This is a genomic window from Amycolatopsis sp. NPDC059021, from assembly GCF_042739895.1.
GTDB lineage: Bacteria > Actinomycetota > Actinomycetes > Mycobacteriales > Pseudonocardiaceae > Amycolatopsis.
This window is the reverse complement of sequence record NZ_JBHYIQ010000084.1, coordinates 5,369-24,025: the sequence shown is the minus strand read 5'-3', so window position 1 is coordinate 24,025 and position 18,657 is coordinate 5,369. Positions and strand designations below refer to the sequence as shown.

The following is an 18,657-nucleotide window of genomic DNA, read 5'->3' as shown; positions in this document are numbered from 1 at the left end:
CTACCTGCCGAGTTCGTTGTCAAGTGCGGCGAAGAGGTCGTCGTCGGTTTCCAGATCGAGGGCCGCGACGGCGGTCCCGCCGTCCACCATCCGGAGTAGCCCGCGCAATCGCGCGGCGATCGTTTCCGCGGCGTCGTCGGGCGTATCCGGGGTGGCGATGACGGCCTCGAGCGCGTCCAGTGCCTGCTGGACCGGGTCCGGCGTCTCGCCGATCAGCTCACCCCGAAGGTAGGTGGCGAGCGCTTCGGTAGTCGGGTGATCGAAAACGAGTGTGCTGGGCAGCCTCAGTTCGGTGGCGCTGGTGAGCCTGTTGCGGAGTTCGACCGCGGTGAGCGAGTCGAAGCCCAGGTCCAGCAGACCACGCTGGACGTCGATCGTCTGCGGCGCCGGGTGGGCCAGCACGATGCCGACCTGTTCCTTGACGAAGGAAAGCAGCAGCGCTTCCTGCTCTGCCTCCTCCAGTCCCGCGAGCCGTTGCGCCAGCGGGATTTCCACCGGTGTGGTGCGCCTGCCGGCTCGGCGTCCGGTACGCACCAGGCCCCGGAACAGCTCGGGCAGCGCGTCTCCGAGAGAGCGCAGTGCGGCGAGGTCGAGCGCCACCGGCGCGAGCACCGGCTGGGAACCCGTGGCACCGGCCAAGACCTGGTCGAGCGCCGCGAGTGCTTGCTCGTCCGGCATCGGCAGCACGCCGTTGCGCATCAGCCGGGCCCGGTCGGCTTGCTCGAGTTCGTCCGCCATTCCGCCCTGCCACATCCCCCAGGCCAAGGACACCGCGGGCAGGCCGGCACCGCGGCGGTATTCGGCCAGCGCGTCCAGGAAAGTGTTGCCCGCGGCGTAGTTCGCCTGTCCGGCGTTGCCCACCAGACCGGCGACAGAGGAGAAGAGGACGAAGGCCGTCAGCTCCAGTTCCGCGGTCAGCTCGTGCAGGTTCCAGGCGGCTGCCACCTTCGGCCGCAGGACCCGGGCGAGACGGTCCGGGCTCAGACCCTCCACAGTGGAGTCCTCGACGACTCCGGCCGCGTGCACCACCGCGGTGAGCGGGTGTTCGTCCGGGATCGACGCGAGCAGCTCCGCCAGCGCGTCACGGTCGGCCACGTCGCAGGCCGCGACCCGTACTTCGGCACCGAGCGCCGTCAGTTCGGCCACCAGGTCCTCCGCGCCGCCACGCCGGCTGGTGAGCAGCAGCCGGCGAGCACCGCGGGCGATCACCAGATGCCGGGCGACCAAGGCGCCGAGCGCGCCCGTGCCGCCGGTGATCAGCACCGTGTGTTCCGGGTCGAACATCTCGGCGGAGTCCGGGATCCCGTCCGGCTGCGGCACTTTCGCCAGCCTGGTCACGTAGGCCTGTCCGTTACGCAGCTCGAGCTGTGGCCGGGGATCCGCCAGCGCCGCCGCACGCAGCTCGTCACTGGCGGGCAGGCCGTCGGTGATCACGTGCTGGAACCGCCCCGGGTGTTCCGACTCGGCCGCCCGGATCAGCCCGGACAGCGCGCTGTGCCCCAGTTCCCCGGTGCTGAGCACGGCGAGTCGCGCGCCCGGCGGTGCCTCGGCGCCGAGCCACTGCCGCACCACCGCCAGCACCTCTTCGGTGAGCTGGCCCGTCTCCTGGGGAGTGGCCGGACGTACCGGAAGGACGACCACGTCGGGAACGGCCGCGCCCTTCGCCGCCCACGCGGCGAAATCGGGATGGCATTCGGCGGCGAGTCCGAGGTCGCTCGAGCCGAGGACCGCGATGGTCGCGGCACCCGCGGCGGGAAGTTCCACCGCGGTTCGCTCCACCGCGTACACGTACGGAGTGGACGACCCCGCCAGCGCGCCGGCCAGCAGTGCTCGCAGCGCGAGCGAATCGACGGTGGCGGCAAGCGTTCCCGTGTCGTCGGCGATGCGAACCGCGACGGTGCCGTCGCTGCCTGCCGACAGCTTCACCCGCAGGGGGCCGGGCCGGATTGCCGACAGCTGGACACCGCTGAAGGAGAAGGGCAGCCGGGTTTCCGCCGGATCTTCCAGGAGCAGCGCATGCAAGGAGGCGTCGAACAGCGCCGGATGCAGGGCGAATCCGTCGGTGTCCACGGATGCAGCCACCTCGGCGTAGAAGTCGTCGCCGGATCGCCATGCCGCCTGGAGACCTTGGAACGCCGGGCCGTACCCGTAACCTCGGTCGGCGAGGCGGTCGTACAGGTCGTCGACCGGCTGGGGTTCGGCGCCGGCCGGAGGCCAGGACGCCAACTCGGGATCGGGATCCGGGCTGCTGGGAAGGGCGGCCACCACGCTTCCGGTGGCATGCCGGTTCCAGCCGTCCTGGTCTCCGCGCGAGTGGACGGCCACCGGGCGACGGCCGTCCGCGTCGGGGCTGCCCACGGTGATCTGCAGTTGGAGCGCGCCCTTCTCGGGAAGGACCAGGGGTTCGGCGAGGGTCAGCTCTTCCAGCCGCGCGCAGCCGACCTCGGCTCCCGCGTGCAGGGCGAGCTCCACCAGGGCCGTCCCCGGGACCAGCGGGGTGCCGGCGACGGCGTGGTCCGCGAGCCACGGATGGCTGCGGGCCGAAACCCGGCCGGTGAACAGGACTCCGTCGGAATCCGCGAGCGGAACTCCGGCGCCGAGCAACGGGTGCCGCGCGGAGTCCAGTCCGGCCGAGGTGACGTCGCCGCTGCCGTGCCCGTCTGTGAGCCAGTAGTGCCGGCGCTGGAACGGGTAGGTCGGCAGGTCGACGGTTCCGGCGTTCTCGCCGAACAGGGCACGCCACTGGACCGGAACGCCTCGTACATAGGCGTGAGCCAAGGCGGTGACGACGGTGTGCGGCTCGGGCCGCCCATCGCGCAGTACCGGGACCAGCAACGCTGTCGCATCGAGGAAGTCCTGGCCCATCGCGCTGAGCACGCCATGCGGGCCGAGTTCCAGGAAGGTCCGTACGCCTTCGGCCTCCATCACGCGTGCCGCGTCCAGGAAACGCACCGGCAGGCGGACATGGCGAACCCAGTACTCCACAGTGGACAGTTCCCCGGCGTCGGCTAGCTTCCCGGTCAGCGTGGACACGATCGGGATGGTGGGCGGAGCGAAGGCGAACTCCTTCACGACCGCTTGGAAGTCGTCCAGCATCGCGTCCATGTGCGGGGAATGGAAGGCGTGGCTGACGCGCAACCGCTTGGTCTTCCGCCCTTGCGCGGCCAGCTCCGCTCCGATCGCCTCGACAGCCGCCGTGTCGCCCGAGAGAACCACGGACGCAGGGCCGTTGACAGCGGCGATACCCAGCAGGTCCTCCCGTCCGTCGAGCAGCTTCAGCACTTCGGCCTCGTCGGCCTCGACGGCGAGCATCGTTCCGCCGTCAGGCAACGACTGCATCAGCCGCCCACGGGCCGCGACCAGCTTCGCGGCGTCCGCCAGCGAAAGGACGTCGGCGACGTGCGCGGCGGCCAGTTCGCCCACGGAGTGACCGCCGAGGAAGTCCGGCCGGAGCCCCCAGCCCTCGAGGAGCCGGTAAAGCGCCACCTCGGTCGCGAACAACGCGGGCTGGGCGAAATCGGTCCGGTCCAGCAACGCGGCGTCCCCGCCCCAGAGCACGTCGCGCAGCGGCTTTTCCAACCACTGGTCGAGCTCGGCGCAGACGGCGTCCAGTGCTTCGGCGTAGGCGGGGTAGGCGGAATACAGCTCCCGGCCCATGCCCAGTCGCTGGCTGCCCTGACCGGTGAAGAGGAAAGCGGTACGACCGCCCACCGGCGTCCCGCGCACGCTCAACGCGGCGAGCCCGTCAACCGCTTCGGGGGCGGTGGCGGCCACGACTACGGCGCGATGCGGCAGTCCGGCGCGTCCGGTGGCCAGGGTGCTGCCTGTCGAGGCCAGTTCCTCTTGCGTGGCTTCGGCGAGAACCGCGCCGACCCGATCGGCCTGCGCCAGCAAAGCCGCGTCGTTGTGCGCGGACAGCACCAGCGGCACGACCGGCATCGGCTGAGCCGGCGCAACCGGCTCCGTGGCGGGTGGCTGCTCGACGATGACGTGGGCGTTGGTTCCGCTGATCCCGAAGGAGGAAACGCCCGCCCGGCGCGGACGTCCGGGCTCGGGCCACGGCGTCGCCTCGGCGAGCAGTTCCACCTGACCGGCGGACCAGTCCACGTGCGGGCTGGGCTCGTCGATGTGCAGGCTCTTCGGGACGACTCCGTGCCGCATCGCCATGATCATCTTGATGACACCGGCCACACCCGAGGCAGCCTGCGCGTGTCCGATGTTCGACTTCAGCGAGCCCATCAGGATGGGGGACGTGCGTTCCCGCCCGTACGTGGCGAGCACCGCCTGGGCCTCGATCGGGTCGCCCAAGGTGGTGCCGGTGCCATGGGCCTCCAGCACGTCGACGTCCGCCGCGACCAGACCCGCGCTGGTGAGTGCCTGGCGGATCACCCTTTCCTGGGCGGGACCGTTGGGGGCGGTGAGGCCGTTGCTCGCACCGTCGTTGTTGACGGCGGTGCCCCGGACCACGCCGAGGATCCGGCGGCCGTTCCGCTGCGCGTCGGAAAGTCGTTCCAGCAGCAGGATTCCCGCGCCCTCCGCCCAAGCCGTCCCGTCCGCCTGTGCGGAGAAGGACTTGCACCGGCCGTCCGGAGCCAGTCCGCGCTGCCGGCTGAACTCGACGAAAAGTGTTGGCGCGGCCAGCACTGTCACGCCGCCGGCCAGCGCCAGCCCGCACTCGCCGTTCCGGAGTGCCTGCGCGGCAAGGTGAATCGAGACCAGCGACGAGGAGCAGGCCGTGTCGACGGTGATCGCGGGGCCCTGCAGGCCGAACGTGTAGGCGACCCGGCCGGAGGCGACACTGGCCGTGCTGCCGACCGACAGATAGCCTTCCAACGCGTCAGGAGCGTCCTTCAGCCGCGCCGCGTAGTCGTTCGCCATGACACCGGCGAACACACCGGTCTGGCTGCCCTTGAGCGAGGTCGGGTCGATCCCCGCGCGCTCGAACGCTTCCCAGCAGATCTCCAGCAGCAGGCGCTGCTGCGGGTCGATGGCGGTGGCCTCCCGCGCGCTCACGCCGAAGAGCTCGGGATCGAATTGCGCTGCCTCGTAAAGGAATCCGCCGTGCCGGGTGTACGAAGTGCCCACGTGATCCGGGTTCGCGTCGTACAGGCTGTCCAGGTCCCACCCGCGATCGCCGGGGAACGGCCCCACCGCGTCCCGCTCGTCGGACAACAGCGCCCACAACTCCTCCGGGGAGCTGACCTCCCCCGGGTAGCGGCAAGCCATCGCCACGATCGCGATCGGCTCGTCCGAAACACCCGCGATCGGCTCGGCCACGGCCACTTCGGCGGCCGGATCGACGAGCTCGGTCCGGAGAAAGCCGGCCAGCTCGACCGTATCGGGGTAGTCGAACACCACCGTCGCGGGCAACTTGAGCCCGGACACCACGTTCAACCGGTTGCGCAGTTCCACTGCCTTGAGCGAGTCGAAGCCCAAGTCGTTGAAGGCCCGGTCCGGAGAGACCTGATCCGCGTCGGTGTAGCCCAGTACAGCAGCCACCGCGCCACGAACCAGCTCCAGCACTACGCGTTCCTGCTCCTGCGAAGGCAAGCCCGCCAGTCGCTCCTGGAGCGAGCTTCCGCCTGCCTGCACGCCGGAGGCGGCGCGCCGCGCCGGGCGCACCAGTCCGTGGAAGAGAGCGGCCAGCGTGCCGTCCTCGCTCTGTTTCCGCAGTCCGGGGTAATCCAGCAGTGCCGGCACAAGGACCGGACGACGAGTTGCCAACGCGGCGTCGAACAACTCCAGCCCCTGATCGCTGGTGATCGGCGCGATACCGCTTCGGGCCATCCGGGCCAGGTCGGCGTCGGTCAGGTGAGCGGTCATCCCGCTTTCGTCCGCCCACAGGCCCCAGGCGAGCGACGTACCGGGCAGGCCAAGCGCCTGGCGGTGGAGCGCGAGGGCGTCCAGGTAGGTGTTGGCCGCCGCGTAGTTGGCCTGTCCCGCGGTGCCGACCGTGCCTGCCAGCGAGGAGAACAGGACGAACGCGTCCAGTGCCCGGTCCGCCGTGAGCTCGTGCAGGTTCCGGGCGGCGTCGATTTTGGGACGCAGCACGGTGTCCAGCTGCTCGGGCGTGAGGGACTGCAGCGTGCCGTCGTCGAGCACGCCTGCCGTGTGGAGCACCGCGGTGAGCGGATGCTCGGCGGGAATGCCCTCCAGTACCGCGGCGACCGCCGCGCGATCGGCTGTGTCGCAGGCGGCTACGGATACGTCGGTTCCGTGGGCGATGAGCTCGGCTTCCAGCTCCAGCATGCCCGCGGCTTCCCGGCCACGGCGGCTCACCAGCAGCAGGTGCCGCGCGCCGTGTTCGAAGACGAGATGGCGGGCGAACAGCCGGCCGAGTGTGCCGGTCGCACCCGTGATCAGCACGGTGCCCTCGGGGTTCAGCGCAGACGCGGTGTGGCTCGTGGCAGGCGATTTGACCAGACGCGGTGCCAGCAGCGCTCCGTCCCGGAAACGCACCTGTGCCTCCGGGACCGCCAGCGCGCGGCCCAGCTCGGCCTCGGAGAGGTCCCACTCCGCCACGTCCACAAGGCCGAACCGATCGGGGTTCTCCGACATCGCGGTGCGCACCAGCCCCCAGACGGGAGCCGAGCCGAGACCGGCCTCCGTGGCGGCGGTGGTCGCGTCGCGGGTCACGAAAACCAGACGCGCGTCGCCGAATCGTTCGTCCGCAAGCCATTCCCGCGCCAACCGCAAGGCGCGGTGCGCCGCGGCGCGGGGACCGTCCTCGCCGGGGAAGGGGACCACGACGAACGGCGGGGTTTCCCCGATGCCGGCAAGGTCCGGATAGGTCCCCGACGGCGCGGGCAGACCGTGGCCGGACTCGGCGAGCACGGCCCACCGGGTGATCGCGGGGCCATCGGGGACGGCCGTCCACTCGACCTCGAGCAGCGGTTGGTCCACAGTGGACCGGCCGGCCAGCTGCGCTGGGTCGACAGCCCGCAGGCTGAGCGACTTCGCCGTCGCGATCGGTGCACCGCTCGCGTCGGCGAGGAACAAGGCAGTACCCGAGCCGTCCGGAGTGAGGCGCACCCGCAGCACGCTGGCGTCCGCCGCGTGGAGCCGGACGCCCGTCCAGGCGAACGGAAGCACCAGCCTGCCGTCCTCGGCCAGCGCCAGTGGATGCAGCGCGGCGTCGAGCAGCGCCGGGTGAATCCCGAACTCGCCCGGAGCGACGTCCTCCGGCAAAGCGACTTCGGCGAACATCTCGTTCCCGGCGCGCCACAGTGCTCGCAGACCCTGGAAGGTGGGGCCGTACTCGAAGCCTCGCTCGGCAAGCGTGTCGTAGACCGCCGACAGATCCACCGGTTCGGCACCGGCGGGAGGCCAGGCAGAGGTGTCCGGCACCGCCATACGCGCTTCCGCGCGGCCCAGTGTTCCGGTGGCGTGCTGGATCCACGGGCTGAGCGGCGCGTCGACGGCCTCGGGCTCCGGCCGGGAGTGGACCGACAGTGCGCGCCGGCCCTCCGCGTCCGGAGCGTCGACCACGACCTGGAGGTGCACTCCGCCGCGGCCCGCGAGGACCAACGGCGCCTCCAACGTCAGCTCGTCGAGCTGATCGAGGCCCGTGTGGTCGCCCGCCCGGATCGCGAGGTCCACGAAGGCGGTGGCGGGGAGCAGCACCGTGCCCGCCACGGCGTGGTCCGCCAGCCACGGCTGCCCGGTCAAGGAGATCCGTCCACTGAGGACCAACTTGTCCTCGTCGGCCAGCCAGAGCGCCGCACCGATGAGCGGGTGACGCTCGGCGGCCATGCCGAGCCCGCCCGCGTCCCCGGCCCGCCGCTCACCTTCGAGCCAGTGACGTTGCCGCTGGAACGGGTAGGTGGGCAGATCGACCGGAACGCCGGGACCGCCGAGCACAGCCGGCCAGTCGACCTCCACACCGTTGACGTGCGCCTCGGCGACCGAGGCGAGGAAACGATCCCGGCCACCGTCGTCGCGCCGCAGCGATCCGACCACGACAGCGTTGCCCACACCGGCTTCGTCGGCTGTGTCGCTCAGGGCCGAGGTGAGCACCGGGTGGGCACTGACCTCGATGAAGACGCGATGCCCGTCGCCGAGCAGCGCACGGGTGGCCTCTTCCAGCTGGACGGTCTGGCGGAGATTGCGGAACCAGTACCCGCCGTCGAGTTCCGCGCCGTTCAGCGGCTGCCCGGTGACAGTGGAGAAGAACCTGATGTCACCGGTACGCGGCGTGACGCCGGCCAGCAGCTCCCGCAGCTCGTCCTCCAGCGCGTCGACGTGGGCGGAGTGCGAGGCGTAGTCGACCGGAATGGTGCGGGCACGGTATCCCTTGGCCTCGCTCTGCGCGACGAGCTCGGCCAGCGCCTCCGGATCGCCGGAGACGACCGTGCTCGCGGGGCCGTTGTGTGCGGCGATGTCGATCGTGCCGTCCCAAGGGGCGACGAGCTCGCGAACCTCGTCGGCGGGCAGCGCCACCGACACCATCCCGCCGGTACCGGCCAGCTTCACGATCGCCCGGCTGCGCAACGCGACGATCTTCGCCGCGTCCTCGAGCGACAACGCACCGGCGACCACGGCCGCCGCGATCTCGCCCTGCGAATGACCGGCCACCCCGTCCGGCTCGATTCCTACAGAGCGCCACAACGCCGCCAGCGACACCATCACCGCCCACAACGCGGGCTGCACCACGTCCACCCGGTCGAAATCGGGCGCGCCCTCCGCACCGCGCAGCACATCCAGCAGCGACCAGTCCGTGAACGGCGCCAGCGCCCGCGCACACTCCCCCAACCGCCCGGCGAACACCGGAGAGGAATCGAAAAGCTCGAGCGCCATGCCCGGCCACTGCGCACCCTGACCGGGGAAGACGAACACCGTCTTGCCCGCGCCGGAAGCCATACCCCGCACCAGATTCGCCGCGGAACCACCCGAAGCCAGCGCCGCGAAACCCGCCAGCACCTCGTCGGAGTCCGCACCCGAGACAGCCGCGCGGAACGGAAGGTGCGGCACCCGCGTCGCAAGGGCCGAAGCGACCGCCGCCGGCTCCACGGCCTGCGAAGCCAGCAGTGCACGGATCCGCTCCGCCCTGGCCGCCAGCGCCGCCTCGCTCTTGGCGGACACCACCATCGGAAGACCCGCCGCGACCGGCTCACCGGACGCGACCGGCTCCGGCCCCTGCTCCAGGACCACATGCGCGTTCGTGCCGCTGATCCCGAACGACGACACCGACGCCCGACGCGGACGACCGAGCTCCGGCCATTCCTGCGCCTGCGTCAGCAGCTTCACCGTGCCCGCCGACCAATCGACCTCGGGGGTCGGCTCGGCCACGTGCAAGGTCGCCGGAAGCGCGCCGTTCCGCATCGCCATCAGCATCTTGATGATGCCCGCGACACCCGCCGCGGCCTGCGTGTGCCCGATGTTCGACTTGATGGAACCCAGCCACAACGGCTGATCGCCGGACCGCTCCCGGCCGTAGGTCGCCAGAAGCGCCTGCGCCTCGATCGGGTCGCCCAGCCGGGTACCCGTACCGTGCGCCTCCACAGCGTCCACTTCGGACGCCGACAGCCCCGCATTGGCGAGCGCCTGACGGATCACCCGTTGCTGGGACGGTCCGTTCGGGGCGGTGAGGCCGTTGCTCGCGCCGTCCTGGTTCACCGCCGAACCCTTGATCACACCGAGAATGTCGTGCCCCAGCCGCTGGGCGTCCGACAGCCGTTCCAGCACCAGCACGCCCGCGCCCTCGGCCCAGCCCGTGCCGTCCGCCGACGACGAAAACGCCTTGCACCGCCCATCCGGCGACAACCCACGCTGCCGGGAGAACTCGATGAACGTGTTCGGCGTCGACATCACCGTCACGCCACCGGCAAGCGCCATCGAACACTCACCCCGGCGCAACGCCTGCGCCGCCAGATGCACCGCCACCAACGACGAGGAACACGCCGTGTCCAGCGTCACCGCCGGCCCCTCCAAGCCGAACGTGTAAGCCACCCGGCCCGACAGCACACTCGCGATCGTGCCCGTCAGCAAATGCCCCTCGAAGCCCTCCGGAGCACTCCCCAGCCGCGACCCGTAATCGTTGTACATCACGCCCGCGTACACACCGGTCGAAGAACCACGCAACGAAGCAGGATCGATGCCGCCCCGTTCCAGCGCCTCCCACGCGACCTCCAGCAGGACACGCTGCTGCGGATCCGTCGCCACCGCCTCACGCGGACTCAGCCCGAAGAACTCCGCGTCGAAATCCGCGGCCTCGTAAAGAAATCCGCCCCTGCGCGTGGACGACTTGCCGGCCTTCTCCGGATCCGGGTCGAAGAGCCCGTCCACGTCCCAGCCGCGGTCCGCCGGGAACTCGCCGATCGCGTCCCGGCCCTCCGCCACCAGCCGCCACAGCTCCTCCGGCGTACCGACCCCGCCCGGATAACGACATCCCATGCCGACCACCGCGATCGGCTCGTCCGACCCCAGCTCGTGGGCGGCCACCGACGGGACGACAGCCGCTCCGGACGCATCGAGCTGCTCCAGCAGGAAGTCCGCCACCGCCGCGGGCGAAGGGCAGTCGAAAACCAGCGTGGCGGGCAGCCGCAAATCCGTCAGTTCGCCGAGCCGGTTGCGGAATTCGACACCGGTCAGCGAATCGAACCCGGCGTCCTTGAACGCCCTACTCGGATCGATGTCGACGCCGGCCCCATACCCGAGCACAAGTGCGACGGTCTCTCGTACGGAGTCGAGCACTGCCTGCGCTCGCTCGTCCGCGGGGAGCGGGACCAGCCGCTGGGCCCAGGACGAGCCGGCGCCGGGGGCGGCACCCGCCGCCTGCCGGCGGCGCACCCGGACCAGGCCGCTGTACAGGCCGGGGAGCCCGGTCTTCTCGGCCAGGGCACGCAGCGCGCCCAGATCCAGTTCGGCCGGAACCAGCAGCGGCTCCGGCGAACCCAGCGCGGCGTCGAACAGCGTCATGCCCAATTCCGGGCTCAGCGGAACGATTCCGCTCCGCCTCCACCGCGCGACGTCCGCGTCCCCGAGACTTCCGGCCATGCCGCCCGCGCTGTCCCACAGACTCCAGGCGAGGGAGGTGGCAGGCAGATCCTGCGCCCGGCGGTGCTGCGCGAGAGCGTCCAAGAAGGTATTCGCAGCCGCGTAATTCGCCTGACCGGCGTTGCCCACGAGACCCGCGATGGACGAAAAGACCACGAAGGCGGACAACTCGCGGTCGCGGGTGAGACGGTGCAGGTTCCAGGCCGCGTCCACCTTCGGACGCATCACCCGCTCCAGATGACCCGCCGTCAGCGACCCGACCGTCACGTCGTCCAGCACCCCCGCCGTGTGCACCACCGCGGTCAGCGGATGCTCGGCCGGCACCTCGGCCAGCAAACCGGCCAGCGCGGCGAAGTCCGACACATCACAAGCGGCCACCGAAGCCCGCGCGCCCAGCTCCGCCAACTCCGCCACGAACTCCGCGGCGCCCGGGGCCTCGCCACCCCGGCGACTCACCAGCAGCAGATGCCGCGCGCCATGGTGCGAAACCAGCCGCCGCGCCACCAGACGGCCCAGCGTGCCGAGACCACCGGTCACCAGGACCGTGCCCTCCGGGTCCAGGCCGTCGGCACCCGCGACCACCCCCGCCGCACGCGCCAGCCTCGGCACGGACAACTCGCCATCCCGCACCGCGACCTCGGGCTCGCCCGATGCCAGCACCGCCGGCAGCGACTCCGCCCCGCCCTCGTCCAGGTGAGCCAGGACCAGCCTGCCCGGATGCTCGGACTGGGCAGTACGGATCAGGCCCACGAGCGCGGCCGTGTGCAGCGCGCCGTCCGGCAGGACGACGACCAGGCGGCTCCCGGCGAACTGCGGGGCGGTCAGCCACTCCTGCACGGCTTCCAGGCCGCGCGCCGCCGTCAGGTGGGTCCGCGGAAGGACATCAGCCGGGGTATCGGCCAAGAGTTCCTGACCGCTGAGCACGACGAACTCCGGCGCGGGAAGGCCCGCGTCGACAGCGGTGCGAAGCGCGCCGAGGTCAGCGTGCGGTGCCTCGCCCACCCGGATCCACCGCTGCCCGGCGGCCGGCTCGACCGCGGGCACGGCCTCCCAGGTCACCCGGTACAGGGATTCCGCGGCCGGGCCGGCCGGTGCGAGCTGGTCGCGGGCGATCGGCCGCAGGGCGACCGCCTCGATCGTCGCCACCGGCGCGCCTGCCCCGTCCGCGACAGCGAGGCGCGCGGTCTCCTGGCCGGTGTGGGTCCAGCGGACCCGCAGCACGGTGGCACCGACCGCGTGCACGGTGAAGCCCGAGAACGAGAACGGCAGGTGGATCTTGCTGTCTTCCTGCGCCGCTTCGAGCACGAGCACCAGGGGGTGCAGGGCCGCGTCGAGCAGTGCGGGGTGCACACCGAACCGACCGGCTTCGTCGTGCAGCTGATCGGGCAGCACGACCTCGGCGAAGAGATCGTCCCCGGCACGCCAGGCGGCGCGGAGACCGGAGAAGGCCGGCCCGTACCCGTAACCGAGATCGTCGAGCTGGTCGTAGACACCCTCCAGCGGGATGGCGACGCCATCGGCCGGGGGCCACTGGTCCAGGGAAACCCCTGGCGACGCGGCGACGGGTGTGAGCAGCCCGGCCGCGTGGGCGGTCCACTGTTCTTCGCCGGTCCTCGAATACACCGTGAACCGGCGGTCGCCGCGCGCATCGCCCCGGTCGACGGTCAGCCGGATCGAGACAGCGGCGGTTCCGGTCAGCGCGAGGGGCGCGTGGAGAGTGAGCTCCTCGACGGCGGCGCAGCCGAGTTGCTCGGCGGCGTGGCCGGCCAGCTCCAGGAACATCGTCCCCGGAACCAGGACCGTCCCGCCGATCGCGTGATCAGCCAGCCACGGCTGCGCCGGCAACGACACCGACCCGGAGAACTGCACGCCATCGCCGTCCGGCTCCGCGATCGCCGCGGCCAGCAGCGGATGATCCACCGCCGTCAGACCCAGGTTCCCCGCATCGCCGGAACGCGGAGCGTTCAGCCAGAAAGACTGACGCTGGAAGGCGTACGTGGGTAACTCCGCCCAACCCGAGCCGGGCAGGAACCGCTCCCATTCCACGCTCACACCGTGCACGTGCACCGCGGACAATGCCGTTGCCAGAGAACGATTCTCCGGATTTCCTCGGCGCAACACGGGGACCACGACCGTGTTCTCGGCGTCCGTCAGGCATTCGTTCGCCAAACCTGCCAGCGTCGCGTCCGGGCCGAGCTCCACAAAGGACGTCACGCCCAGCCCGGCCAGTGTCGCGATGCCGTCGGCGAATCGCACCGCCGAGCGAGCCTGAAGTGCCCAGTACTCCGGCGTGAACTCCTCGATCAGCTCGCCGGTCACGTTCGACACCACCGGGATCCGCGGTGCCGAATACGTCAGCTCCCGCGCGATTCCGGTGAGTTCGTCCAGCATTCCGTCCAGGTGTGCGGAGTGGAACGCGTGGCTCACCTTCAGGCGAGTCGCTTTGACGCCTTGCGCGCGGGCCAGTTCCAGCACTTCCAGAACCGCGGTCTCGTCCCCGGAAACCACTGTGCTGCCAGGGCTGTTGAGCCCGGCCACGTCCACACCCGGACGGCCTTCGAGCCAGCCCGGGACCCGCTCTTCCCCGGCGTTGAGGGCGACCATGGCTCCGCCCGCGGTGACGCCTTCCATCAAGCGCGCCCGTGCGCACACCAAACGCGCCGCGTCGTCCAGCGACAACACACCCGACACGTGAGCCGCGGCCAGCTCGCCCACCGAGTGACCGACCAGATAGTCCGGTGTCACGCCGTAGTGAGCCAGCAGGCGGAACAGCGCCACCTCGACCGCGAACAAGGCCGGTTGCGTGAACGCCGTCCGTTCCAGGAGTTCCGGTTCGTTCCCGATCACCGCGGCAAGCGGGCGATCCAGGTGCGTGTCAAGTGCCGCAACGATTTCGTCGAAAGCGGTCGCGAACACCGGCTCGCTCGCATACAGCTCACGCCCCATGCCCACCCGCTGGCTGCCCTGCCCCGAAAACAGGAACGCCACTCCACCACCGGCGACCACACGGCCCGCCACCACCCCAGCGGCGGGCGCCCGCGTGGCCAGTGCCCGGACACCCGCCAGAAGCTCCTCGCGAGTCGCTCCCGCCACGACCGCACGGTGCTCGAAACGAGCACGGGACACGGCGAGCGAGCGGCCCACCGCCGCGACGTCCAGCTCCGGGCGCTCCTCCAGGAACGACCACAGCCGCTCCGCCTGCGCAGCCACAGCTTCCGCCGACCTGCCCGACAGCACCCACGGCACCACACCCGGCAGGTCGCCCGCCGGCGGAGCTTCGATTTCCGCGGCCTCCTCGACGATGAGGTGCGCGTTGGTCCCGCTGATCCCGAACGACGAGACCGCCGCCCGGCGCGGACGGTCGAGCTCCGGCCACTCCCGGGCCCGTGTCAGCAGTTCCACCGTGCCGGCCGACCAATCGACGTGCGAGGTCGGCTCGTCCACGTGCAGCGTCGCCGGGAGAATCCCGTTGCGCAGGGCCATGACCATCTTGATCACGCCAGCGACACCCGCCGCGGACTGCGTGTGACCGATGTTCGACTTCAGCGAACCGAGCCGGAGCGGCTCCTCGCGGTCCTGGCCGTAGGTGGTCAGCAGCGCCTGCGCCTCGATCGGGTCGCCGAGCTTGGTGCCCGTGCCGTGCGCCTCCACAACGTCCACTTCGGACGCCGACAGCCGCGCATTCGCCAAGGCAGCCCGGATGACCCGCTCCTGGGAAGGCCCGTTCGGCGCCGTCAGGCCGTTGCTCGCGCCGTCCTGGTTCACCGCGGAACCACGGATCACCGCCAGCACCCGGTGCCCGCTGCGCTCCGCGTCCGAAAGCCGTTGCAGCACCAGCAAACCCACGCCCTCGGCCCAGCCCGTGCCATCCGCCGACGACGAAAACGCCTTACACCGCCCATCCGGCGACAACCCACGCTGCCGCGAAAACTCCACGAACATGCCCGGCGTCGCCATCACCGTCACGCCACCGGCAAGCGCCATCGAACACTCGCCATGACGCAACGCCTGAGCCGCAAGATGAAGAGCGACCAGAGAGGACGAACAGGCGGTGTCGACCGTGACCGCCGGCCCTTCCAAGCCGAAGGTGTAGGCCAGGCGGCCCGACGCGACGCTCGCGGTGTTACCCGTCAGCAGATAACCGTCATGTCCGCCGGACGACTCGTGCAGCCGTGGCCCGTACTCCTGCGCCGTCGCGCCGACGTACACGCCGGTGCGGGTGCCGCGCAACACGGCCGGGTCGATCCCCGCGTGCTCGAAGGCCTCCCAGCCCGTCTCCAGCAGCAACCGCTGCTGGGGATCCATCGCCGCCGCCTCGCGCGGACTGACGCCGAAGAACTCGGCATCGAACCGGTCCGCGTCGTGCAGGAAACCGCCCCTGGCGGCGTAGGTCTTGCCGGGGCTGTCCGGATCGGGGGCGAAGAGCGAATCGAGGTCCCACCCTCGGTTGGCCGGGAATCCGCCGACCGCGTCGACCTCGTCGCTCACCAGACGCCACAGGTCCTCCGGAGAGGCGACCCCGCCCGGCAGCCGGCAGGCCATGCCCACGATCGCGATCGGCTCGTCAAGGGCTGTCGCCTCGTACGCGTCGTCATCCTGGCCCTGGTCCAGGCCGAGGAGTTGACCGGCGAGGTGTTCGGCGAGCACGGCCGGGGTCGGGTAGTTGAAAAGGAGGCCGGAGGGCAGTGAGAGCCCGGTGGCCGTATTCAGCGCGTTCCGGAGTTCGACGGCCGAAAGGGAGTCGAAGCCCAGGTCCTTGAAGGTCGTGTCGATGTCCACGTCGCGCGCCGATCCGTGGCCGAGCACCGCCGCCACGTGCGCACGCACCAGCTCCAGCTCATCGCCTCGCGGCGCGGACGGCTTCGGATCGCTCCGCCTCGCCACAGCGGTCCGGGCCTGGACCGGTTTCGCACCGTCCAGCCAGAAATGCTGACGCTGGAAGGCATACGTGGGCAGGTCGACCAGACCCGAACCCGGCAGGAACCGTTCCCAGTCCACCTCGACACCCTGTGCGTGCACAGCGCCCAAGGCGGCGAGGAGGGAACGCTTTTCGGCACGGTCCTTACGCAGCACCGGAACCACGACTATGCCCTCGGTTCCGGCCAGACACTCGCCCGCCAGACCCGCGAGCGTCCCGTCGGGCCCCAGCTCGACGAACGCCGTCACACCCAGACCGGCCAGCGTGGCGATACCGTCGGCGAACCGCACCGCCGCACGAGCCTGAACAGCCCAGTATTCCGGCGAGAATTCTTCGATCAGCTCACCGGTCACATTCGACATGACCGGAATCCGCGGTGCCGAATAGGTCAGCTCCCGCGCGATCTCGGTGAGTTCGTCCAGCATCCCGTCCAGATGCGCGGAATGGAAAGCGTGACTCACCTTCAACCGGGTCGCTTTCACCCCCTCCGCGCGCGCCAGTTCCAGCACTTCCAGCACCGCGGTCTCGTCACCGGAAATCACCGTGCTGCCAGGGCTGTTGAACCCCGCCACACCCACACCCCGACGACCATCGAGCCATTCCGAGACCCGCTCCTCGCCCGCGTTCAGCGCGACCATCGCCCCGCCCGCGGCCACACCCTCCATCAACCGCGCCCGCGCGCACACCAAACGCGCCGCGTCTTCGAGCGACAGCACGCCCGACACGTGAGCCGCGGCCAGTTCGCCCACCGAGTGACCGATCAGATAGTCCGGCACGACCCCGTAATGAGCCAGCAAACGGAACAGCGCGACCTCGACCGCGAACAACGCGGGCTGGGTGAACAGCGTCCGCGCCAAAAGCTCCGGCTCTCCCTCGATCACCTCGACGAGAGAACGATCCAAATACCCGTCAAGAGCCGCGACAACCTCATCGAAAGCGGCCGCGAACACCGGCTCGCTCGCATACAGCTCACGACCCATCCCCACACGCTGACTGCCCTGCCCCGAAAACAGGAACGCCACCGCGCCGCCGGGGACCACACGACCCGACACCACGCCAGCCGCGGGCACGCCCTCGGCCAGTGCCCGGACACCCGCGAGAAGCTCCTCACGGGACTCCCCCACGACCACCGCACGGTGAGCGAAACGAGCACGCGAGACCACCAGCGAACGACCCACCGCCGCGACGTCCAGCCCAGGAGGTCCCTCCACAAAGGACAACAACCGCCCCGCCTGACCGGCCACGGCCTCGGCCGACCGGCCCGACACCACCCACGGCACCACACCCGGGCCGGGCTCTGTGCCAGGCAACTCCTCCGCCGCCGATTCAATGCGCCAGTCCGAAAGCACGACGTGGCAATTGGTACCGCCCATACCGAACGAGCTGACACCCGCGTAGAGCGGCTCGTCCGGCCGCGGCCACGGCTCGAGGTTTCGCTGCACGGCGAGCTTCAACTCGTCGAACGGGATGTCCGGATTGGGGGTTTCGAAGTTCAGGCTCGGCACGAGCTCGCGGTTACGGATGCAGAGCGCCGCTTTCAGCAACCCGACGATACCGGCGGCACCCTCGAGGTGCCCGACGTTGGTCTTCACCGACCCGACCCGCAGCTCGGCTCCGCCCACGCGGCCGTCACCGAGCACCGCGCCCAGAGCCGCCGCTTCGATCGGGTCGCCCAGCCTGGTACCCGTGCCGTGCAATTCGACGTACTGCACCTGCTCCGCGGACACCTCGGCACGCTCGTACGCCTGCCGCAGGACATCCTGCTGGCCTGCCGGACTCGGTACGGTGAGGCCCTCGGTCGTCCCGTCGTTGTTCATCGCGCTGCCGTGCAGCACGCAGTAGACCGGGTCGCCGTCCGCCACGGCGGCGTGCAGCGGCTTGAGCACCACGAACGCGCCGCCCTCACCGCGCACGTAGCCGTTCGCCCGCGCGTCGAAGGTGAAGCTGAGACCGTCCGGGGAAAGCGCGCCGAACCGCTCCGCGCCGACGGTGCTGTCCGGCACCAGATTGAGGTTGACACCGCCGGCGATGGCCATGGCGGACTCGCCGCGGCGCAGGCTCTCGGCTGCCAGGTGCACGGCGACCAGCGAGGAGGACTGGCCGGTGTCCACGGCCGCGCTGGGTCCGTGCAGGCCCAGGGTGTAGGAGATCCGGTTGGCGACGACACCACGGTTGAGACCGGTCAGGGTGTGGCGGGTGATGCCTTCGATCCCGTGCTGATGCGTGAGGGCGGCGTAATCGTCGGCGATGACGCCGACGAAGACACCGGTCCGGCTGTCGGCCAGATCGGCCGGGATGATCCTGGCGTCCTCCAGCGCCTCCCAGGCGAGTTCGAGCATGAGCCGCTGCTGCGGATCCATCGACGACGCCTCACGCGGGCCGATACCGAAGAAGCCCGCATCGAACCCACTGACGTCCTCGAGATAGCCCCCCGGCCGAGGGGGCAGCTCGGGGCGGCCCGCCGGGGGCGTGCCGATCGCACTGCGGCCGTCGCGCAACAGCTGCCACAACTGAGCGGGGTTTTCCGCGTACGGCAGTCGGCAGGATATACCGACAATGGCGATCGCTTCGGTCGATGTCGACGTGTCCGCTGGGAATTCAACCATGGTCGAGCTGCCCCACCTATTTGTTGCGTACGATGCCTGAGCGGAGGGGGGGGTGCCCCCCCCGCGCGGCCGCGGGGGCGGCGCGGCGGTGGTGTTGGGGGCGGGGGCGCGCCGCGACCCGCCCGCGCCGGCGAGAGA

At 70.7% G+C, this 18,657-nt stretch carries 1 protein-coding gene; it reads right to left on the bottom strand.

Translation table 11 applies throughout. The annotated features are described in order from the left end of the window. The gene (locus tag ACFWX1_RS35820; protein WP_378394228.1) at positions 1–18,519 is read right to left on the bottom strand and encodes an SDR family NAD(P)-dependent oxidoreductase; all 18,519 of its coding nucleotides are present in this window, start codon (positions 18,517–18,519) and stop codon (positions 1–3) included. Between the last annotated feature and the right edge of the window lie 138 nt (positions 18,520–18,657).